This is a genomic window from Microbacterium gallinarum (assembly GCF_014837165.1).
Taxonomy (GTDB): Bacteria; Actinomycetota; Actinomycetes; order Actinomycetales; family Microbacteriaceae; genus Microbacterium; species Microbacterium gallinarum.
The window spans coordinates 1,029,644-1,050,354 of sequence record NZ_JACSPM010000001.1 but is presented as its reverse complement, the minus strand read 5'-3'; the positions used below and the strand labels follow the sequence as shown (position 1 = coordinate 1,050,354).

The following is a 20,711-nucleotide window of genomic DNA, read 5'->3' as shown; positions in this document are numbered from 1 at the left end:
GCGCGGAAGGTGAGGCGGATGTCGGGGATCGCGGTGCTGGGAAGCGCGAACATGGATCTCGTCGTGCGGCAGGAGCGACGCGTCGAACCGGGCGAGACGATCTTCGGATCGTCGTTCCACGCCGGGCCCGGCGGCAAGGGCCTGAATCAGGCCGTCGCCGCAGCGCGCGCCGGTGCGACGGTCGCCTTCATCGGCGCGGTCGGTGCCGACGATTTCGGGGTGCGCCTGCGCTCGTGGCTGTCCGCCGAGGGAATCGACGTCGGGAGAGTCCGCATCGTGGACGAGCCGACCGGCATCGCCCAGATCACCGTGACCGACGACGGCGAGAACGCGATCGTGGTCGTGGCCGGAGCGAACGCGCGGAGCGTGCTGGACGATGCCGACCGCGAGACCATCGCCGCGGCATCCCATCTCGTCGTGCAGCTCGAGCGGCCCGAGTCGCTGCTGCTCGAAGCACTCGCTCACGCCCGCGCGCACGGCGTGACGACCGTCGTGACCCCCGCACCCGCCCACGAGGGTCTCGACGACATCCTGCGCCTCGCCGACGTGCTCGTCCCGAACGAGGGCGAGGCGATGCTGCTCTCGGGCGAAGCCGATGCCGAGTCTGCCGCGGTCGCACTGAGCCGACTCGCCGGAACCGTCGTCCTGACGCGCGGCCGGCACGGCGCGATCGTCGCCCGCGACGGCGCCGTCGTCACCACCGTCGCGGCGGTCGCGACCGACGTCGTCGACACCACCGGGGCGGGGGACACCTTCACGGGCGTCCTCGTCGCGGGTCTGGCTGCCGGCGACGCGCTGGATCGAGCCCTCGAGGCCGCAGCGGCCGCCGCCGCGATCGCGGTCTCGCGGCGGGGCGCCGCCGAGGCGATGCCGACCGCCGATGAGATCGCCGCCCGGCTGGCAGGCCGCAGCGACGCGACCACCTCCACTCCGACCGACCATCCCGCACCACAGGAGAACGCATGAGCACCTACACCCTCCCGGCAGCCCGCGCACGCGCGGCCGTCCCCCCGAAGACCGCGTACCTCATCGCGAGCGGCGATCTGCGCGAGTCGGCGAACACGGCGGGTTGGCCCACGCAGGCGCAGATGGAGGCGGACGTGACAGCGGCGCTCGGCGATCTGGGCTGGACGGTCGTGCGCGCCAACGATGTCGACCCCGCTACCGGACACGGATTCATCTCGAGCCAGCGGATGGGGCTCGAGGTCTTCAAGACGATCCCCACGGACGCGCCCCTCATCGTTGCCGAGGCGGTGTGGCAGTACTCGCACCACGTCCTCGCCGGACTGCGCACCCACGAGGGGCCGATCCTCACCGTCGCGAACTTCGCCGGCGACTGGCCCGGTCTTGTCGGGCTGCTCGGCCTCAACGCCGGTCTCACGAAGATGGGCAAGGCCTACTCGACGATCTGGTCGGTCGACTTCACCGACGACTGGTTCAAGGCCGGGCTCGAGGAGTGGACCGAGACGGGCACCATCACCCACGACGCCTCGCACGTGCGGCCGCTCGGCGAGCTGCCGGCCACGGCCGAGGTCGAGCTCGGACGCGCTCTCGGCGATGAGCTGCTCGCAGACAAGGCCATCATCGGCGTGTTCGACGAGGGCTGCATGGGCATGTACAACGCGATCTTCGACGACGAGCTGCTCAATGCGACGGGCATCTACAAGGAGCGCCTGTCGCAGTCTGCGCTGTACGCCGAGATGCTGACGGTGACGGATGCCGAGGCCGACGCAGCCCGCGACTGGCTGATCGACCGCGGCATGACGTTCCGCTTCGGCACCGACGAGGAGACCGAGCTGACCGAGGCGCAGGTGCGCTGGCAGATGAAGATGTACATCGCCGCGCTGCGGATCGCCGACGACTTCGGCCTCGACGCCGTCGGCATCCAGTACCAGCAGGGCCTCAAGGACCTGGTGCCCGCCTCCGACCTCGCCGAAGGCGTGCTGAACTCGACCGAGCGTCCGCCGGTGCTTTCGCGCGACGGCTCGCGCGAGCTGTTCGCGGGCCGTGCGTTCCCGCACTTCAACGAGGCCGACGAGGGCGTCGCGGTGGATGCGCTCATCACCGACCGGGTCTGGCGGGCGATGGGCCTCGTGCCCGACAACACCCTGCACGACGTGCGGTGGGGCGAGGAGTACGACGGGGAGTTCGTCTGGGTCTACGAGATCTCGGGCTCGGTCCCGGCATCGCACCTCGGCGGGTGGGACAAGGCCGAAGGCTGGCGTCAGGGCCCGGTGTTCTTCCCTGCCGGCGGCGCGACGATCAACGGCATCTCCCGGCCGGGCGAGGTCGTGATCTCGCGTGTGTTCATCGCCGACGGCATCCTGCAGGCCGATGTGTTCCGCGGGTCGGTCGTCGAGCTGCCCGTCGAGGAGACGCAGCGGCGCAAGGACGCCACGAACCCCGAGTGGCCGATCGCCCACGTCGTGCTGCACGACGTCTCGCGCGACCAGTTCATGGCACGGCACAAGGCCAACCACGCGCAGGTGGTCTACGCGCCCGATGCCGAGACCGCCGACAAGGCGCTCATCGCCAAAGCGGCGATGTTCGACCGCATCGGCATCAGGGTGAACCTCGTCGGCCGCGTCGAAGGCCTCTGAGCGCGCGCCCCGCCTGTCAGCCCGCCTCGCCCACCCCGCGGTGACGGCGGAAGAGCTCCCAGTCCGCACGGGACAGGTCGGCGTAGGCGTACGACCATTCCAGGATCGCCTCGCCGACCACGCGGCCACCGCCCGCGTACCCGGCGACGACCGCCGCGTTGGGGGACTGGCCGTGTGCGCGCGCGAGCGTCGAGGCGCAGGCATCCGCGTACCAGCCGAAGGCGGCGTCCTCGAGCGTGTCGACGTCGAAGCCGCCCTTCTTGTCGTGGAACTGCCGCACGTAGAACGAGCGCTCGGGTCCGTCGATCGACGGGCCGGTGAGGTGGCCGAGGAACGGATCCGACACCGCCTGCAGGATCCGCTGCATCGCCACGACGCGCCCGCCCTCGCCGTTCTCCTCGATGTAGCGGGCGACGGACTCCGGCTGCGCCACCTTGCCGAATTCAACGAGCACGCTCTGTCCCGCCTCCTTGCCCTGCAGGATCAGCGCATTGCCGTCGCCGTCCGACAAGGAGATCAGGTAGCAGCGCGTGCCGACACTGCCGACGCCCACCACGCGGCGGGCGATGTCGGTGACGTGGTACTTCTGCAGCAGCACGCGGATGTCGACGTTGGCCGACCGCTGGTACTGCGCCACGAACTCGTTGATCCGCAGCTCGATCCGCGGGTCCACGTGCGTCATCGTCGGCGGCGTCTCGCCGAACACGAGCCGACCGGCGTCGTCGAGCGACGTGAGCTTGCGCACCGCGCGGGCGGACGTGCGCTTCTCGGCGTCCTTCACAGCCTTGTGCAGAGCCTCCGCCGACTCCGGGTCGAGCGAGTCCGAGGCCGCGTCCGCGTCGAAGTGGTCGTAGTAGCGCTTGAGCGGACTGCGCTTGGCGCCGCTGCCGAGGGCGCGCGCGTACGTGCGCACGGCGCCGAGCGCGGCATCCCGCACCACCTCCTCATCGCGCGAGGTGGACTGCCCGGCGATCACGATGCTCGTCACGAGGCGTTTGACGTCCCACTCCCACGGGGCCCAGGCCGACTCGTCGAAGTCGTTGAGGTCGAACACGAGCGTGCGCTGCGGCGATGCGAACAAGCCGAAGTTCGACACGTGCGCGTCACCGCACGACCCGACCTCGATGCCGCTGCTGGGCGACCGTGCGAGGTCGGCGGCCATCAGGGCCGCTGTTCCCCGATAGAACGCGAAGGCGCTCTCGCTCATGCGCTGCGTGCGGATGGGCACGAGCTCGGGCACACGGGTCGAATCCTGCTGATCGAGGATCCCTATCGGATCGCGCTCGCCTTCCGGCAGCACAGCCAGGCTCTCGCGCGGATGCGCCTCGCGCACCGTGCGGCCCTCGGTCAGGTGGTCCTCCAGGGTGGGCGGCGGGGACCAGGTCTCGGCCAGGGGCCGCGAGTCCGTCATTGACATGTCGTCAGTGTGGCACCGTCCGTCGCCGCGCGGGGGGTGACTTCGGGGATGAAATGCGCGGCGTCGAGCCCCGCCGTCGGTACCCTGGCCGCGTGACCCGCGCCGCAGCAGAACCGCCGCCGCCGCTGCTGTCGTCGAGCACGCGGACCGTGCTCGGTCTCGCGGCCGCGGTCATCGTGCTCACGGGCGTGTACTTCGCGCGCGAGCTCGTCGGGCCCCTCGCGCTGGCGATCGTCCTGGTGGTGATCTGCGAGCCGGTACGCCGGCCGCTGGAGCGCCGCGGCTGGCCGCACTGGACGGGCACCACCGCCGTCATCCTGGTGGCGTATCTGGTGCTCGCCGTGATGGGCGCGCTGCTGTGGCTGGCCGGCACGCAGTTCGCGCGCCTCGTCGGTGAGTTCTCCGACGAACTGCAGGACAGCGTGCAGAGCTTCCTCGGCTGGCTGCGGTCGGTCGGCCTCGATGATCAGGCAGCGGATGCCGCGGCCGCCGTGCTCGATCCCGAGACGCTCGTCGGCCTGGCGTCGAGCCTCGGCGGGGCGGTGCTCGGCGTCGCGACCGCGCTCTTCTTCGTCGTCGCGTACATCATCTTCATGGCTGCCGACGCCGCGCGCTATCGGGATGCGGGCCGGGTCTTCGGGCGCGCGAAGGCGCCGACACTCGCGCGCATCCAGCGGCTCAACACGGGGGTGCGCCGCTACTACGTGGTCAACGCCACCTTCGGTGCGATCGTCGCCATCATCGACGGCTTCGCGCTGCTGTGGCTCGGCGTGCCCGCGCCGCTCGTATGGGCGATTCTCGCGTTCGTCACCAACTTCATCCCCAACATCGGCTTCGTTCTCGGCCTGATCCCGCCGGCCGTGCTCGCGTTCGTCGTGGGCGGCTGGCCCATGCTGCTCGCCGTCATCGCGATCTACTGCGTCGTGAACGTCGTGCTGCAGGTGCTGGTGCAGCCCAAGTTCGTCAGCGACGCCGTCGATCTGAGCCTCACTCTGAGCTTCTTCTCGGTCATCTTCTGGACCTTCGTCATCGGCCCGCTCGGGGCGATCCTCTCCATCCCGCTCACGCTGTTCGTCCGCACGCTCGTGCTCGAGGGCGACCCGCAGTCGCACTGGCTGCGCTGGCTCTCGGGCGATCGCTCAGCCGTGCCACCGCCCGATCCCGATCCCTCGTCGACCCAGCCACGGAGGCGGCCATGACCGAGAGCACCATCGACCACGAACCCGCGACACGGCGCGGGAACGCGGCATCCCGGATCCTCGACAGCACCAGCGAGAGGTCGCTTGAATCCCTCGCGATCGGCATCGCCGCGGTCGCCTTCGTCGTCGCGGCGGTCATCGCCGCGGTCGCCTTCGGCCTCCAGCCGGCGCCGATCTCCGGTCCGGACTCGATCGGCCAGTTCGCCGCCGTCGCATCCGCGGTGGTCGCGTTCGTCGCGGTGATCGCCGGACGCTGGCTGCTCCATGACCGTGGGCCGAACGGGCGCGTCCGCGTGCTCGACGTGCTCGACATCGTCGCCCTCGCGATCGCGCACGCCGTGATCGCGCTGCTGGGCTGGACGATCCTCGCCGTGACGCTCGAGCGCGCGTTCATCGGTGCCGAGGTGTTCGCCCTGCCGGTGCTGATCCTCGCCGGCGCGGCGGCCGCGATGACGGCGTACCTGGCGTTCTTCTCGGCGACTCATATGGACCTGCAGCTGCTGGCCGCAGTGCTCGCCGTCTTCCTGGCACTGGGCGTGCTCGCGAGCATGCTGACCGCGAGCGACCCGAACTGGTGGAAGGACAACCTGAGCGCGCTCGGCATGACCACGAACGTGTCGGCGCTCGCGTTCAACCTCACGCTCATCGTCGCCGGCTTCCTCGTGACGACCCTCGCGCGCTACGCGACGCGCGGCATCCCTACGGCCAATCCGGTGGGCATCGGCCGCGTGCGCGTATGCCTGATCGTCGTGGGCGTCTTCCTCGCGCTCGTCGGCGTCTTCCCCGTCAACGTGTTCTTCGGCATCCACACCGCCGTCGCGTCGGGCATGGTCGTCGCGTACGGCGTGCTCGTCATCGGACTTCCGAGGTGGATCACCGGGATGCCGCGCCCCTTCATCCTCATCGGCTGGCTGTTCCTCGCGGTCACGCTCGTGCTCGCCGTGTTCTTCCTCGTCGGCTACTACACGCTGACCGCCGTGGAGCTCGTCGCGGGCATCCTCGTGTTCACCTGGATCGTGCTGTTCATCCGCAACGCCGCCGCGCTCGAGCAGGACGCCCGCTCGGCCTCCTGACCCGCGCGCCCCCGCGGGGAGTCGCGTGTACTGCGGGATGATGCGCGTGTGGACGAGAAGACCTGGCATCGCCGCACACAAGTGCCGCTCGTACTCGCATCCCTCGTCTACCTGATCGCGTACTCGTGGCGCGTCATCGGCGGCCTCGAAGGAGTCGCCCACGTCCTGGTGACGACGGTGATCGTCGCGACGTGGGCGCTGTTCATCGTCGACTACGTGGTGAGGCTGTCGCTCGCGAAGGACCGCCGGGTCTGGTTCCGCACGCACCTGGGCACCCTCGCGATCACCCTCATCCCCGTGTTCCGCCTGGTGCTGCTGTTGCGCGTCCTCACCCACGTGCCCGGCATGCGCCCATCGGCGGGCAGCCGCCTGCGCACGCAGATCATGGTCTACGGCGCCGGTGCGGGTGTCCTGCTGATCTACATCGCGTCGCTCGCCGTGCTCGAAGCCGAGCGGTCGTCGCCCGACGCCAACATCACCAGCTTCCCCGTCGCGGTCTGGTGGTCGTGTGTGACGATCACGACGACCGGCTACGGCGATTTCTTCCCGGTCACGTGGATGGGGCGCGCCGTCGGGACCGGCGTGATGTTCAGCGGCATCGCGCTCTCAGGCATCATCACCGCCACGCTCGCCTCGTGGATCTTCGAGCGCGCCGCCCGCGACCACGACGACGCGGAGCCCGCGACCCGCGGCCAGATGCGTCAGCTGCTCGCCAAGGTGGAGGCGCTGAGCAGGCCCGCCGCGGAGGGGGATGCCGAAGGGCGCTGAGCCGGCGTCACCGAAACGCTGAAGAGCGCTGACCCGGCGTCACCGAAACGCCGAAGGCCGCACCCTCGCGGATGCGGCCCCCGGCGTTCGATCGGCGCTGTCAGGACAGGAGCTTGGCCTTGGCGGCCGCGAACTCCTCGTCCGACAGGATGCCCTGCGAGTGCAGGGTGGCGAGCTGCGTGAGCTTCGCCATCATGTCGTCGCCGCCTGCGGCCGGCGCCGCGGCGGGCGGCGCTGCCGCCTGAGCGTTGGCGACGGCCTGCGCGGCAGCGGCGTCCATCGCCGCCTGCTGCTGCTGGGCCTCGTACGCCTGCTGCTCGTACTGCTCGTTCGCCTTGTTCTGCTGGTGCCGCGCCACGCTCCCCGAGACGGCGGTCGCGGTGCCCGCGACGACCGCGGTACGTGCCGCCATTCCGATGAGGCCGGGACGGCCCACTCTGCGCATCATGTCTGCCTCCTTCAGTCGGCGTTCTCGGCGAGGAACGCATTGACGACCGGCGCCGGGATGCCCTCGCGGGCGATGACGGCGCCGCCGGCGTCGTAGAGCGCCGCCGCGAACGCCTTGGCCCACAGCAGTTCGACGACGAGGATCGCCGCGGAGGTCCCGGGCGGAACCTGTTCGGCGAGCGCCTCGATGTCTTCCATCCCCGCCAGCCCGGCGAGGTCGAGGGCCGGCACTCCGCCGTCGTCCGTCGTGTCGGACAGCTCCATCACGGTGAGCTCGCCCTCGGGCGACCGCGTCGCGAAGACGAGGTCGAGGACGTTGATCGTGCCGGTGGCGACGAGGTCGTCGACCGCCTGCAGGATGCCGGGACCGGGCTTGTCGCCGTCGAATCCGATCGCGTAGAACTCGATCGGGCCGTAATCGAAGGTCGTCATGACGTCATCCTCCTCTGCCGAGCCTCAGCCCGCGAGTGCCTTCGCCTTGAGCGCGTCGAACTCGGCCTGCGAGATCGCGCCGGAGTCGAGCAGCGACTTGGCCTTGGCGATGTCGTCGGTGGCACTGCCTCCGCCGCTGCCTGCGGTGGCCCGGATGTACTCATCCTGCTGCTTGCGCATCTCGGTGGCCTGGTCCATCGCGCGCTTCTGCATGCCCGTGCCCCGGGCGATCAGGTAGACCAGCGCGGTCAGGAACGGCACGAAGATCAGGAAGATGATCCAGACGGCCTTCCACCACCCGCTGAGGGTGTGATCGCGGAACAGGTCGCCGAGGATCGAGAACAGCACCATCAGGTACGCGACGAACACGAAGACCCAGAAGAACCAGGCGACCCAACTCCAGAGATCCATTGTTTCCAGCCAATCGTCAAGGGCGGATCGATTCACCCGCCGCAGTTGCGAAACTACGAGGGCGGACCGGGCGCGACGTCACCCTGAGCGGGTGAATCGTCGACGGCGTCGGGCACGGGGTTGACCGATACGACTTCGATGTGGAGTTCGTCGAACATGTCGAGCAGGCCGATGAGCTTCGCCTGGTCGGGCACGCGGCCCACGACCCGGGTGCAGCCGTCGTCGGTCGTGCGGACGTCGAAGCCGTCGAGTGCCGCCACGAGCGCGGGGCCGAGGCGTCCTCGGAGCAGGATGCACACGACCTGGGGCGTCATCACGGACCTCTCGGAGGGGATCGCGCTTCTGCGGGTGTCGTCCCGGTGAACGCTGCCGACATTGTCACCGCGGGTCTCTCGCGCACACGTCACCCCTGTGGGATGATTCCCCCGAGCTCACGCCCACCTCGCCAGGGAGGCTCAGGGGTTGTCTGGATCACGTCGTATCCCGTCGCACGCCGTCGATCGGCCGGCGCTGCGAAGGCAGCTGGATGCCGGCATGGAATCGCCGTTGTCGCTGGTCGTCGCGCCCGCGGGCGCGGGCAAGACCGTCCTGCTGTCGCAGTGGGCGCACTCCCATTCCGACATCGCGGTGGCGTGGTTCGACATCACGGTCGCCGACGACTCGCCCGGCGCCTTCGCCGCGCGCCTCGTCGAGGGGATCGGGTCTGTCGTCCCGACTCTGCACGCGCCCGGCGCACCGCTCGAAGCATCGGAGGGGCGCCTCGGCGACGCGTTCCTCGACGACCTCGCGGGCAGCCTCGGCGAGCTCGATGGTCGCTTGGTCCTCGTCTTCGACGACCTCGACCGCATCGCGGGGAGCTCCATCCTCACCGACCTCTGGCGCCTCATCGACCTGCTGCCGCCGAACGTGCACGCCGTCTTCGCGTCGCGCGTCGACCTGCAGCTCGGCTGGAGCCGTCACCGCCTCGAGCACGGGCTCGTCGAGATCCGGCAGCGTGAGCTCGCCTTCGACGACTCCACCACCGCGCGGGTCATCGAGCACATCGCGGGCAAGCCGGTGAGCGGGCACGCCGTCGCAGCGGTGACGGCGCGCACCGAAGGATGGGCGGTCGGCGTGCAGCTCACAGCGCTGAGCCTGCGCTTCGCCGACGATCCCGATCGCGTCGTCGACGAGCTCGCCGGCACCGACCGGCTGGTCGTGGACTATCTCAGCGAGGAGGTGCTCGACGCCCTCGAGCCCTCGCGCCGCTCGGCCCTCAAGCATCTGGCGGTGGTCGACGAAGTGTGCGCCGGGCTCGTCGAGGCGATCGCGGACGTCCACGGCGCGGCGTTCCTGGCGGAGCTCGAGCGCGACTCGATGTTCATCGTCGCCGTTCCCGAGCGTCCCGGCTGGTTCCGGTTCCACCGGCTCTTCCGCGATCTGCTGCTGTACCGCCTGCGTGCCGACGATCCGCGCGCCGAGACGAGCCTGCTCGAGATCGCCGCGGACTGGCACCTCGATGCGGGCGACGTCGAGATCGCCGTCGACTACCTCCTGCGCGCGAGGAAGTGGGAGCGCGCCATCGAGCGCGTGCTCCTGAGCGGACGCGAGGTCTTCGAGCAGTCCCGCACCGCCACGGTGGCCCGGTGGCTCGAACGCGTGCCCGCCGAGGTGCGTGCCGCCCACATCGACGCCGAACTGCTCCGGGCGATCGCCGAGGGGATGAGCGGCCGGGGCCTTGTGGCGGTCGACGCGATGCAGGCTCTGCTCGCCGGCGCCGAACTCTCGATCGGCCAGCGGCAGGTCGCGCTCGCCTACCTGGCCGCGAGCGTGCAGTTCCACCCGCATCCCGAGCCGTTCGTGCGGGCGGCTGTCGACGCGCTCGCCCTCCTCGAGGCGCATCCCGACGCCGAGGTGCCCGATCTGCTCGGACTCACCTCGAAACCGTTCCTCGCGTTCCTGGCGCGTGGTTCGCTGGGCCGCGCCCACATCTTTCTCGGCGATCTCGTCGGCGCACGGCGGCATCTCGCGGCGGCGATCGCACTGCCGGGGTTCGCGTACACGCCGTACCGCGTGCACCTGCTGGGCAGTCTCGCCCTGGTCGAGGCGATCGACGGCAGGTTGGGGGCCGCCACCGCCCACTCCGACGAAGCGCTCGAGACCGCCCGGAGCGCGGGACTCCTGTCGCATCCCGCACCGGCCGACGCGTACCTCGCCCGGGCGATCGTGGCGGTGCAGCGCGGCGAGCCTGATGTCGGAGCGCTCGCCCTGACTGAGGGCATCGTCCGCTCGGCTGCGAACCAGCGCACCCAGCTGATGTGGGTCGGCCACGCCATCCGGCTGCTCATCGACCCCGACGACTACCAGCTCGCGACCGTCGAGCCCCCGGGCCCCCCGCCGGCCATCGTGCGCCAGTGGCTCGTGACCATCGCCCTGCGGCGGGTTCGCGTTCACGGAAAGACGTCGACTCAGGCTGCGCCGGCCCTGGCCCTCTCCTCCAGCTGGTCCTCGGTGCACTTCGAGGAGATCGCGGCCCTGCTCGCCGACGGGCAGGCGGCCGCTGCGAACGCCCGGATACGCCGACTCGCCTTCGAGCCCGATCCGGAGGCGCCGCTGGCGTCCGTCGAGCTGGCCATCGTCGCCGGCTGGACGTACGCGCTGGAAGGGCGACGCGGGCAGGCTCGCGAGCAGTTCGAGAAGGCGCTCGCGCTCGCCGCACCGGAATGGCTCGCGTATCCGTTCCTGCGTGCCGGACCCGCGGTCGTCGACCTCGTCGAGGAGCTCACCGGCGGGCGCACCGAGTTCGCACGCTTCGTCATCGCCCGCGCCCGCACCGCAGGGGGTCGCCCGAACCGCAGGCTGCTCGAGGAGCTGACACCGCGCGAGCTCGAGCTGCTCGCATTCCTGCCGAGCCGCCTCACGATCGCCGACATCGCGGCCCGCTGCTACGTGTCGACGAACACGGTCAAGACGCACCTCGGTCACATCTATCGCAAGCTGGGGGTCTCGGGGAGGGATGCGGCCATCGAGCACGCGGTCGAGCTCGGCCTCCTGGACGCCCGAGAGATCGCCCGCGTCGGGTGACGTAGAACCCGATCGCGCGCGGCCATCATGGCCGCATGGATGACGCCGAGGGCCCGGGTCCGGTCGCCGAGGCGGAGGGCCTGCCGCTTCCAGACCGGCCTCGGCGCTTCCTGGGCGTGCTGGCGGCGCTCGACCGGCCCCTCGCCCTCGGCTTCATCACCACGCTCGGCGTGCTGGGTGCGCTCCTGCTCGGCAGCGCGCTCGGCTCGATCTCGACGATCCTCGTCTACATCGTCCTCGCGATGTTCCTGGCGGTCGGTCTCGATCCCATCGTGCGGCGCCTCGAGCGCCGTCGCGTGAAGCGGGGCGGCGCGATCGCCATCGTGTTCGGGGGCTTCACCCTGCTGTTCCTCGGGTTCCTGATCTGGGTGCTGCCCCCCGTCATCGCCCAGATCGCGGAGTTCGTCGAGGCGATCCCCGAGTCGATCGCAGGCGTTCCCGAGACCGAGTGGTTCGCGGCGCTGAACGCCGACACGCAGGTCGCGCTCGTCGCGGGCCTCGAGCAGCTCGGCGAGTGGATCGCGAGTCCGTCGACGATCGCGGCGCTCGGAGGCGGTGTGCTCGCCGTGGGTGTCGCCTTCATCAGCGGCATCACCGCGTCGTTCATCGTCGTCGCCCTCACGCTCTACTTCCTCTCCTCCCTCTCGTCGATCAAGAGGGCGTTCTACGATCTCGCGCCGGCGCACAGCCGGCCGCGGCTCGAGAGCCTCACCGAGCGGATCACCGACTCGGTCGGCAGCGCCCTCATCGGATCGGTGATCCTCGCCGCCCTCAACGCCGGCGTCGTCTTCGTGCTGCACGTGGTGATCCGGTTGCCGTTCCCGGCGCTCATGGCCGTCGTGGCCTTCGTCGTGACGCTCATCCCGCTCTTCGGCTCGGTGATCTTCCTCGTGATCGGCACGGGTGTCGCTCTGTTCACGAGTCCGCTGCAGGCGCTGATCTTCGCGATCGCCTACCTGATCTACATCCAGCTCGAGTCGTACGTCGTGAGCCCCAGGGTCATGAACCGGGCCGTCTCGATCCCGGCGGCCCTCGTGCTCATCGGCGCGCTGATCGGCGGCGCGCTGATGGGTGTGATCGGCGTGCTCGTCGCGCTGCCGGTCATGGCGTCGATCCTGCTGATCATCCGCGAGGTCGTGGTGCCGAAGCAGGACCTCAAGGTCTAGGTGTCACGCGTCGCGCGCACAGCGGAAGCCGATGTGCGACATGCCGGTGTCTTCGGCCTGCGCCGACCGCGCAGCCGGTCGGAACCGCAGGCAGTACTCGGGCGAGCACAGGTGCGAGCCGCCCTTGAGCACGCGGCGCGGGGTGGAGAACCCCTCCTGTGCGCTCGCCGTGGCGAGCAGGTTCTGCCGGCGCCCGGGGTCGACGGGCCGATCCGACAGCCGCAGGTGCCGCGGCGTCCAGTAGTCGCTGGTCCACTCCCACGTGTTGCCCGTCATGTCGTACAGCCCGTAGCCGTTGGGCGGATACGAGCCGACGGGCGCGGCATCCCCCACCCCTTCATTCCGGTACGGGAACCGCCCGAGCCACGAGTTGGCCAACACCCGCCCGCCCGGCTGCATGTCGTCGCCCCACGCGAAGCGCGCTCCGGAGAGTCCGCCCCGCGCCGCGTACTCGTGCTCCGCCTCTGTGGGCAGCCGCTTGCCCGCCCACGCGGCGTAGGCGGTGGCGTCCTCGAACGCGACATGGACGACCGGATGCCGCATCCGCTCGTCGATCGACGAACGGGCGCCGAACGGCCGTCGCCAGTGGGCGCCCGGCTGCCAGCGCCACCAATTGCGCCAATCCTCGAGGTCGACCGGGCGCGCGGTGGGGGTGAAGACCATCGACCCCGGCACGAGGTCGGCGGGGTTCGCCCCCGGGAAGTCCGCCGGATCGAGCTCGCGTTCGGCGACCGTCACGTAGCCGGTGTCGTCGACGAACGCCGCGAACTCCTCGTTGGTGACGGCGTGACGGTCGATGTGGAAGCTCTCGACGGCTCGCTCGTGCACGGGCCGCTCGTCGGGGTAGAACTCGTCCGAACCCATGAGGAACGTGCCGCCCTCGATCAGGACCATGTCGCCCATGCGGTCAGTTCAGCGCCGAGGTGAGCCGCGCGAGGCCGTCGAGGAAGGTCGCCTTGCCGGGCTGGTCGCGCCACTCCCGCAGCGTGAGCTCGCGTCCGGCATCGCGGTACGCCTGCTCGACCTCGCGCATCTCGGCCACGAACGAGGCGCCGCGCACGAGCAGCGAGACCTCCATGTTGAGGCTGAACGAGCGGATGTCCATGTTGCTCGACCCGATGACCGCGATGTCGTCGTCGATCGAGAAGTGCTTCGAGTGGAGGATGAACGGCGCGGGGTAGAGGAAGATCTTCACGCCCGCCTCGAGCAGCGCCGAGTAATAGGAGCGCTGCGCGTGGTACACCAGCCCCTGGTCGCCGATCTCGGAGACGAACAGCTGCACTTCGAGCCCGCGCTGGCAGGCGGTGGTGATCGCGTAGACCATCGCCTCGTCGGGCACGAAGTACGGACTCGTCAGGATGACCTTCTCGGTCGCGCCGTAGATGAGCGAGAGGAACAGACGCAGGTTGTTCTCGGTGTCGTAGCCGGGGCCGCTCGGCACCACCTGGCACAGCAGCGCGTCGGGAGCGGTCGAGCGCGCGACCTCCGTGGCCGGCACGTGCTCGATCGTCGAGAGATCCTGGCCGGTCTCGATCAGCCAGTCCGACAGGAACACCGCGTTGACCGCCGTGACGACCGGGCCGGTGAGGCGCGTCATGAGCTCCTGCCACTTCAGGCCGCGCTTGATGTTCTTGGGCGAGTCGTAGGTGCGGTCGATGAGGTTCTGCGACCCCATGAAGGCCGCGCGCCCGTCGACGACCACGATCTTGCGGTGGTTGCGCAGGTCGGGGCGCTGATACTTGCCCTTCAGCGGCATGACCGGCAGCATCCACGCCCACTCCACGCCGATGCGGTCGAGCTCGGCGAGGGTCGCCGTGCAGTTGCCGAGCCGGCGGGTGGCGACGTAGTCGGCGAGCAGCCGCACCGTGACGCCGCGCGCGACGGCCCGCTCCATGGCGGCGAAGAAGCCGCGCGTCGTGTCATCCCACGCCACGATGAAGAACTCGACGTGCACGAATGCGTGCGCCGTGTCGATCTCGGCCGCCATGGCGTCGATCGATCCCTGGTAGTCGGGGAAGAGGGATGCCTCGTTCCCGTCGGTCGCCGGCAGTGCGGTGAGCAGCTCGTTCTGCTGCACGACCCGCTGGAACCAGCGGGGCCAGTCGGGCTCGTCGGTGCGCAGCCCCTGCGCATCGACGGCCCCGCGGATCAGACCGTCGATGCGCGCCTGCTCGTCGCGGCGGGACTTCGGCAGGCGGACGCTGCCGATCAGCAGGAAGAGCAGGATGCCGACGAACGGGAGGAGGAAGATCAGCAGCAGCCACGCCATCGCCGCCGTCGGCTTGCGGCCCCGGGGGATGACGAAGAGCGCGACGATGTCGATCGCGAACACCACCAGCAGGATGATCGGCCACAGGGCGGACTGGTCGAGGATGCTGGCGGCCACGCGGGTCTCCTTCAGGCGGGGGTCACTCGGTTGACCGACACGACCTCGATGTTCAGCCCGTCGAAGACGGCGAGCAGGGCCCGCAGCTCGGCCTGGTCGCCCACCATACCGGTGACGCTCGAGGTGCCGTCGTCCCGCCCCACCACGTCGTAGCCCTCGAGCGCCGCGGTCAGCGACGGGCCGAGGTGACCGGTGATGACGACTTCGACGAGGTGAGCGGACATGTCTCTCTTCCGGCGCGGCGCGAAACGGACACTGCCAGCGTGGAGGACGCTTCCTGGGGCGTCGTCACCCGCGAGGGACGATTCCCTCAGCCCGGGTCGTTCACCCGGTGACGAAGCTCACCCGATCTCGTCGTTCAGCCGGTCGCGCCACTCGAGCAGCGGCACGAGCGGCGACAGGTCGTAGTCGGGGCCGTCGATCGCCGGCACGATGAGCCGGAAGCCGAGCTCGAACAGCCGGGCCGGGGCATCCGCCTCCAGCAGCGGACCGAAGCCGCGGATCGTGTAGCCGGTCGACAGCTCGATCTCGGCGGGGTCGCGCCCCTCCTTCGCGCACCACTCGTGCAGCACTCCGATCTTGCGGGGCAGGTCGTCGAGCTTCGTGAAGGTGTGCCAGATGTCGGCGTGCTGGGCGACGAGCCGCAGGGTCTTGCGCTCGCCCTGCCCGCCGATGAGGATCGGGATCCGTCGCGTCGGTGCGGGGTTGAGCCGGTCCCACCGGGAGCGGATGCGGGGCAGGTCGGCGGCGAGGGCGTCGAGGCGCGAGCCGACGGTGCCGAACTCGTACCCGTACTCGGTGTAGTCCGGCTCGGCCCAGCCCGAGCCGGTGCCGAAGATGAGGCGGCCCGTGCCCGTTGCCCCCGTGCTGATGTGGTCGACCGTGCGGGCCATGTCGGCCTGCAGATCGGGGTTGCGATACGAGCTGCAGTTGACGAGCGGGCCGAGCTCGACGCGCTCGGTCTGCTCGGCCATCGCGGCGAGCACCGTCCAGGCCTCGAAGTGCTCGGCCTCGAACGGCGACGTCAGCGGGAAGAAATGGTCCCAGTTGAAGATCGCGTCGACGCCCATGTCCTCGGCTCGCAGCACCGCGTCGCGGTACGCGCTGTAGCGCGCGTGCTGCGGGGCGAGCTGCACGCCGATGCGCACAGGGCGATGGGCTGCCGGATGACGGACGTCGACCACTCGGGCTCCTTCGGTTCGCCGGCGCGTCAGCGCGCCGGGGCGATCAGTTCGTCGGCTCGATGCGCAGGACGCCGGGCGCCTCGCCCACGGCGAGGTCGTCGACGACGCGCACCGTGCGGGCGAGGTCGTCCACCGAGCCGATCACCGTGCCGAAGCGCTCACGGTCGGAGCACACCGCGGTGACGGTGACGAAGTGCGTGCCGGTGTCCCATGTGTAGGTGGCGAACGGCGGCGTGCGCGGGTCGGAGGGGAGCGCCATCTCGAGCTTCTCGCCGACGCCGAGGTGACTGCTGCGGAAGGACTCGGTGTCGTCGTACTCCATCGGCATCATGGCCCGGGCGGTGCGCAGCTGGGGCGTCGCCTCCTGCACCTGCGCCATCGTCACGACGAGTTCGGGGTCGGCCTTCCACACCCAGACCAGCACGCGTCCGGCGGCGCGCCGCATGAGGAAGGGCGCCGCCTGGCTCATCGCCCACGCGGCGACGCCGCTGCCGGGCCGCTCCGCGCCCACGGCGGTGTTCGCCTGGGACAGCAGCATCCGGATCGCGGCCTTGCGGTGGCGGCGCCCCTTGAATCCGAGGGACTCGGTGACAGCCACCCACAGCGTCGGATCGGCGTCGGCCTGGAGTCGGGGCATGCTTCCAGCGTACGGGGCCCACCGGGACCCCTCGGGTACAGTGGATGCCGCGCCACCCTCTCCTTCCCGCCGCGCACCCCCGCCGCACAGACAGGCCCCTGTACCCCGTGACCGAGTCCGCGACGCCCGACGACCATCTGGCCGACGCCGAAGTCCAGCGACCCCTGACGATTCTGATCGGCGCCGACACCTGGCTGCCCCACGTCAACGGCGCTGCCCGGTTCGCGGAGCGCCTGGCCGCCGGCCTCGTCAAGCGCGGCCACGACGTGCACGTGATGGCGCCGAGCGCCACCCACCGTGCCCACGGCACGTTCACCGAGGTGATCGAGGGCGAGCCGATGACGATGCACCGCATCGCCTCGTGGCGCTGGTACCCGCACGACTGGCTCACCTTCGTGCTGCCGTTCCGCTCGAAGTACTACGCGCGACGCGTGCTCGACCGGGTCAAGCCCGACGTCGTGCACATCCAGTCGCACATCGTGATCGGCCGCGGACTCACGCGCATCGCCCGGCAGCGCGGCATCCCGGTGGTCGCGACCAACCATGTGATGGCCGAGAACGTGCTCGACTTCACCGTGCTGCCCGCCTCGTGGACCCGCTACGCGATCAAGCTCGCGTGGGAGGACGCCAAGCGCACGTTCGACATGACGCGCGCCGTGACGACCCCCACGCGCAAGGCGGCGGAGTTCCTCGAGCGGACCATCGAGATCCAGAACGTGATCCCGGTCAGCTGCGGCATCGAGGCGTCGAACTACAGCGCCGACCTCACGGCCCGCGACGGCAACCGCCTCGTGTTCGTCGGCCGGCTCACGACCGAGAAGCAGATCGACGTCGTGCTGCGCGCGCTCGCCACGCTCGACCCGGCGCTCGACGTGACGTTCGACATCGTCGGCAAGGGCGACCAGCGCCGCAACCTCGAAGAGCTCACACGCGAGCTCGGCCTGACCGATCGCGTGCGCTTCCACGGTCACACCACCGACGACGAGCTCAAGGCGCTGCTCACGAACGCGAGCCTCTTCGTCATCGCGTCGATCGCCGAGCTGCAGTCCATCGCGACCATGGAGGCGATGGCGTCCGGCCTGCCGATCGTCGCCGCCGACGCCGTGGCGCTGCCGCACCTCGTGCACGACGGCGAGAACGGCTACCTCTTCCGCCCCGGCGACGTGGATGATCTCGCCGAGAAGCTCACGGCGGTGCTCACGCTCTCGCCCGAGGACCGCCTGCAGATGCAGCAGGCGTCGCTCGACGGTGTGAAGGTGCACGACATGAAGCGCACGCTCGACACCTTCGAGGCGCTGTATCGCGACGAACCGCTGCCGGAGTAGCCCCGTGCACGTCGTGATGTTCGGCGACCAGCACGTCGAAACCCTCGGCGGAGCCCAGGTGTCGATGCGGCTGCAGCGGCGGTTCCTCGAGCGTGCCGGACACACCGTGACGATCGTCGCGCCGGCCGTGCACGGCCCGCGGGCCAGGTCCATCGCCGCCGACGACGCGTACCTCGACATGCGGTCGATCCCGATCACGTTCGACCGCGAGTACTCCATGGCGTGGCCGGGCCGGGGAACGGATCGATGGGTGGATGCCGCGCTCGCCGGCCGCCCGCCGGTGGACGTCGTGCACATCCAGGGCGACTTCTGGGGCGCGTTCATCGGCCACCGCTATGCCGCGCGGCACGCACTGCCCGTCGTCCACACCATGCACAACCGCGTCGACGTCGGCATCGAGGCGACGGCGCCGTTCCCGTCGACCGTTCTCGCCGTGCTCAACGCCTGGCAGCGTCGCGCGCTCGACGTGCAGTCCAGCGGCGACGCCGACGGGTCCGACGGCTGGGCGTTCCTGCGCCGGTTCGCCGGGCGCTCGCATGCCGTGACCGCGCCCTCGACGCACTTCGCACGGCGGCTCGAGGACCACGGCGTGGTCCCGGGCGGTCGCCGCGGCATCCTGGACCTCCACTCGCCCGGATCACGCGTCGACGTGGTGTGGAACGGCATCGACGACGAGGTCCTCGACACCACCCTCGCCGAGGCGCCGGAGGAGCGGACGCCCGGGCCGGCCAGGCTCGTCTGGCTCGGACGCATGAGCCCCGAGAAGCGCCTGCTGCCGTTCCTCGAAGCGCTCGCCGAGTCGGGCGTGCAGGCCGAGGTCGAGGTGATCGGCGGCGGCGGCCAGCTCGCCGCGGCTGCGCGGACGGTCGCGCGCACGCGGCCCGCGGCGTCGGTGGTCTTCGCCGGGCGGCTGCCGTATGCCGAGACGCTGCGCCGCATCGCCGCGGCCGACGCCGTCGTGCAGACGTCGATCGGCTTCGAGACGCAGGGCATGACGATCTTCGAGGCGGCCTCGCTGGGCACACCCTCGATCGTGAGCGACCCCGACCTGGCGACCGAGCTCGGTGCGGGATTCTGGCGCGTGGGCGAGGGGAAGCGGACGGATGCCTCGACCGCGGCCCTGGCGGAGGCGCTGCGCACCGCGGTGGCCGCCATCGACGCGGGAACACCGGTGAAGGTGGACCCGACGATCCGCGAGCGGTTCCGGCAGTCGTCCCGCACGGCGGCGATGGTCGAGATCTACGACCGCGTCATCGCCGGCTGAATCCCCGGGCCCCGGTCCCTGAAGACCGGGGGCGAGGGGCGGAGTCAGACGAGTCGTGACCAGTCGGTCGGGGTGCGACGGTATCCGTCGTTGCGAAGTGCCGTGATCGTCGAGGCGACCGCGACAGCGGACAGTGCTGCGAGAAGAATCACCATGAACATGGCAGAAACGCTACGCTTGTGCTTGTCCTGCCAACAGTGGCAGGATGGACACACATCGCATGAAAACTGCCACTGCAGTCCAGGTCAGGAGGTCACCATGAAGACGGTCGCCGTCATCGTCCAGGACGGGTTCGCCCCCTTCGAGTTCGGCGTCGCGTGTGAGGCCTTCGGCCTCGATCGCTCCGCCGACGGCATCCCGAACTTCGACTTCCGCATCGTGACGCCCGACCCGGGCGTCGTCAACTCCAAGATGGGCTTCTCGATCAACGTCGATCACGACCTGTCGTTCGCCTACGAGGCCGACCTGGTCGTCGTGTCGCCCACGCCGCGCGAGTACTGGGCGCGGAGCACCGCCGACGAGCGCGTGCTCGACGTGATCCGCCAGGCCGTCGCGCGCGACGCGTGGGTGCTGAGCGTCTGCAGCGGCTCGTTCGTCGTGGCCGCGTCCGGTGTGCTCGACGGCCGCAAGGCGACGACGCACTGGATGTACGCCGACGCTATGGCCCGCATGTACCCCGCCGTCCGCGTCGACCCCGACGTGCTCTACGTGCAGGACGGTCGCATCATCACGAGCGCGGGCACCGCGGCCGGCCTGGACGCCTGCCTGCACCTCCTGCGCCAGGAGCTCGGCGCCGAGATGACCAACAGGATCGCCCGCCGCATGGTCGTGCCCCCGCAGCGCGACGGCGGGCAGGCGCAGTTCATCGATCGGCCGCTGCCCGAGGTGGCGTCGCTGTCGCTCGCGCCGGTCACCGACTGGATGCTCGAGAACCTGCGTCTCGACCTCAGCGTCGACCAGCTCGCCTCGAAGGCCCACATGTCGCCGCGCACGTTCGCGCGGCGCTTCAAGGCCGACTACGGCGCGACGCCCGCGGCATGGCTCGCGCGCCAGCGCATCATCCACGCGCAGCGGCTGCTCGAGAAGACCGACCTCGGACTCGACCGCATCGCCTACGAGAGCGGATTCGGGTCGGCGGCCGTGCTGCGTCAGAACTTCGCGCGCGTCCTCGACACGACCCCGACGGCCTACCGGGCGCGGTTCTGCTGCACCCGCGAGGCGCAGGAGGCTGCGGGCGTGGCGGCCGCCGAATCGCGGCGCGGCGCAGGGGCGATGCTCGAACCCGTAGCGTAACCACCCGCGGCGGGCGAGGCTGCGAAGCGCCCACGTCACTACGGTG

The 20,711-nt window shown here is 70.4% G+C and carries 20 protein-coding genes; 10 read left to right on the top strand and 10 right to left on the bottom strand.

Features of this window, described 5'->3' with window-relative positions:
- Positions 1-18: 18 nt before the first annotated feature.
- Both H9622_RS04835 and H9622_RS04830 read left to right on the top strand, forming a co-directional pair.
- Positions 19-966 carry a ribokinase gene (locus tag H9622_RS04835; protein ID WP_191764760.1) on the top strand — a complete coding sequence of 316 codons (948 nt, stop codon included), beginning with the start codon at positions 19-21 and terminating at the stop codon, positions 964-966.
- Positions 963-2,600: a fucose isomerase gene (locus tag H9622_RS04830; protein WP_191764758.1), complete on the top strand. Its 1,638-nt coding sequence runs from the start codon at positions 963-965 to the stop codon at positions 2,598-2,600. The genes H9622_RS04835 and H9622_RS04830 overlap by 4 nt, the downstream gene beginning before the upstream one ends.
- A 16-nt stretch (positions 2,601-2,616) precedes the next feature.
- On the opposite strand, the gene H9622_RS04825 is transcribed toward H9622_RS04830, so the two are convergent.
- Positions 2,617-4,017, bottom strand: coding sequence for a DUF2252 domain-containing protein (locus H9622_RS04825; protein ID WP_191764756.1), 1,401 nt, complete (start codon positions 4,015-4,017; stop codon positions 2,617-2,619).
- A 92-nt stretch (positions 4,018-4,109) separates the two neighbouring features.
- Between H9622_RS04825 and H9622_RS04820 the strand changes: the two genes are divergently transcribed.
- The 3 genes from H9622_RS04820 to H9622_RS04810 are packed head-to-tail and all read left to right on the top strand — an operon-like array spanning position 4,110 to position 7,057.
- The gene (locus H9622_RS04820) at positions 4,110-5,216 is read left to right on the top strand and encodes an AI-2E family transporter (RefSeq protein ID WP_318247030.1); all 1,107 of its coding nucleotides are present in this window, start codon (positions 4,110-4,112) and stop codon (positions 5,214-5,216) included.
- Complete coding sequence (locus H9622_RS04815; RefSeq protein WP_191764752.1) at positions 5,213-6,289, top strand: DUF998 domain-containing protein; 1,077 nt, start codon at positions 5,213-5,215, stop codon at positions 6,287-6,289. The genes H9622_RS04820 and H9622_RS04815 overlap by 4 nt, the downstream gene beginning before the upstream one ends.
- 48 nt (positions 6,290-6,337) lie before the next feature.
- Positions 6,338-7,057, top strand: a complete 720-nt coding sequence (locus tag H9622_RS04810) for a potassium channel family protein (RefSeq protein ID WP_191764750.1) — start codon at positions 6,338-6,340, stop codon at positions 7,055-7,057.
- A 100-nt stretch (positions 7,058-7,157) separates the two neighbouring features.
- Here H9622_RS04810 and H9622_RS04805 read toward each other — a convergent pair whose 3' ends face one another.
- From H9622_RS04805 to H9622_RS04790, 4 genes are read right to left on the bottom strand one after another with little or no spacing between them, the layout of a single operon-like run.
- Positions 7,158-7,505 (bottom strand): SHOCT domain-containing protein, encoded by a 348-nt coding sequence (locus H9622_RS04805; RefSeq protein ID WP_225221547.1) that lies wholly within the window; start codon positions 7,503-7,505, stop codon positions 7,158-7,160.
- An 11-nt stretch (positions 7,506-7,516) separates the two neighbouring features.
- Positions 7,517-7,936 carry a DUF6325 family protein gene (locus H9622_RS04800; protein WP_191764748.1) on the bottom strand — a complete coding sequence of 140 codons (420 nt, stop codon included), beginning with the start codon at positions 7,934-7,936 and terminating at the stop codon, positions 7,517-7,519.
- Between the two features lie 24 nt (positions 7,937-7,960).
- Positions 7,961-8,347: an SHOCT domain-containing protein gene (locus H9622_RS04795; RefSeq protein WP_191764746.1), complete on the bottom strand. Its 387-nt coding sequence runs from the start codon at positions 8,345-8,347 to the stop codon at positions 7,961-7,963.
- Positions 8,348-8,400: 53 nt separating this feature from the next.
- Positions 8,401-8,661: a hypothetical protein gene (locus tag H9622_RS04790; protein WP_191764744.1), complete on the bottom strand. Its 261-nt coding sequence runs from the start codon at positions 8,659-8,661 to the stop codon at positions 8,401-8,403.
- Between the two features lie 220 nt (positions 8,662-8,881).
- Between H9622_RS04790 and H9622_RS04785 the strand changes: the two genes are divergently transcribed.
- Together H9622_RS04785 and H9622_RS04780 are read left to right on the top strand one after the other, a co-directional pair.
- The gene (locus H9622_RS04785; RefSeq protein ID WP_191764742.1) at positions 8,882-11,410 is read left to right on the top strand and encodes a LuxR C-terminal-related transcriptional regulator; all 2,529 of its coding nucleotides are present in this window, start codon (positions 8,882-8,884) and stop codon (positions 11,408-11,410) included.
- Positions 11,411-11,445: 35 nt separating this feature from the next.
- Entirely contained in the window at positions 11,446-12,576 is a 1,131-nt protein-coding gene (locus H9622_RS04780; protein ID WP_191764740.1) for an AI-2E family transporter, read from the top strand.
- 3 nt (positions 12,577-12,579) lie between these two features.
- On the opposite strand, the gene H9622_RS04775 is transcribed toward H9622_RS04780, so the two are convergent.
- The 5 genes from H9622_RS04775 to H9622_RS04755 form a co-directional block, all read right to left on the bottom strand.
- Positions 12,580-13,470 (bottom strand): formylglycine-generating enzyme family protein, encoded by an 891-nt coding sequence (locus H9622_RS04775; protein ID WP_191765624.1) that lies wholly within the window; start codon positions 13,468-13,470, stop codon positions 12,580-12,582.
- Positions 13,471-13,483: 13 nt separating this feature from the next.
- Positions 13,484-14,962 (bottom strand): cardiolipin synthase, encoded by a 1,479-nt coding sequence (gene cls, locus H9622_RS04770; protein ID WP_191764738.1) that lies wholly within the window; start codon positions 14,960-14,962, stop codon positions 13,484-13,486.
- Positions 14,963-14,973: 11 nt separating this feature from the next.
- Positions 14,974-15,186: a hypothetical protein gene (locus H9622_RS04765; protein WP_191764736.1), complete on the bottom strand. Its 213-nt coding sequence runs from the start codon at positions 15,184-15,186 to the stop codon at positions 14,974-14,976.
- Between the two features lie 117 nt (positions 15,187-15,303).
- A complete protein-coding gene (locus H9622_RS04760; protein ID WP_191764733.1) occupies positions 15,304-16,146 on the bottom strand; it encodes an LLM class F420-dependent oxidoreductase in 843 nt (280 codons plus the stop codon).
- A 43-nt stretch (positions 16,147-16,189) separates the two neighbouring features.
- Positions 16,190-16,783 carry a hypothetical protein gene (locus H9622_RS04755; RefSeq protein ID WP_191764731.1) on the bottom strand — a complete coding sequence of 198 codons (594 nt, stop codon included), beginning with the start codon at positions 16,781-16,783 and terminating at the stop codon, positions 16,190-16,192.
- 107 nt (positions 16,784-16,890) lie between these two features.
- Between H9622_RS04755 and H9622_RS04750 the strand changes: the two genes are divergently transcribed.
- The 3 genes from H9622_RS04750 to H9622_RS04740 all read left to right on the top strand — a co-directional run bounded on the left by H9622_RS04750 (position 16,891) and on the right by H9622_RS04740 (position 20,665).
- Complete coding sequence (locus H9622_RS04750) at positions 16,891-18,108, top strand: glycosyltransferase (protein WP_318247029.1); 1,218 nt, start codon at positions 16,891-16,893, stop codon at positions 18,106-18,108.
- A gap of 4 nt (positions 18,109-18,112) precedes the next feature.
- Positions 18,113-19,372: a glycosyltransferase family 4 protein gene (locus tag H9622_RS04745; RefSeq protein ID WP_191764726.1), complete on the top strand. Its 1,260-nt coding sequence runs from the start codon at positions 18,113-18,115 to the stop codon at positions 19,370-19,372.
- Between the two features lie 258 nt (positions 19,373-19,630).
- Complete coding sequence (locus H9622_RS04740) at positions 19,631-20,665, top strand: GlxA family transcriptional regulator (protein WP_191764724.1); 1,035 nt, start codon at positions 19,631-19,633, stop codon at positions 20,663-20,665.
- Positions 20,666-20,711: the final 46 nt, after the last annotated feature.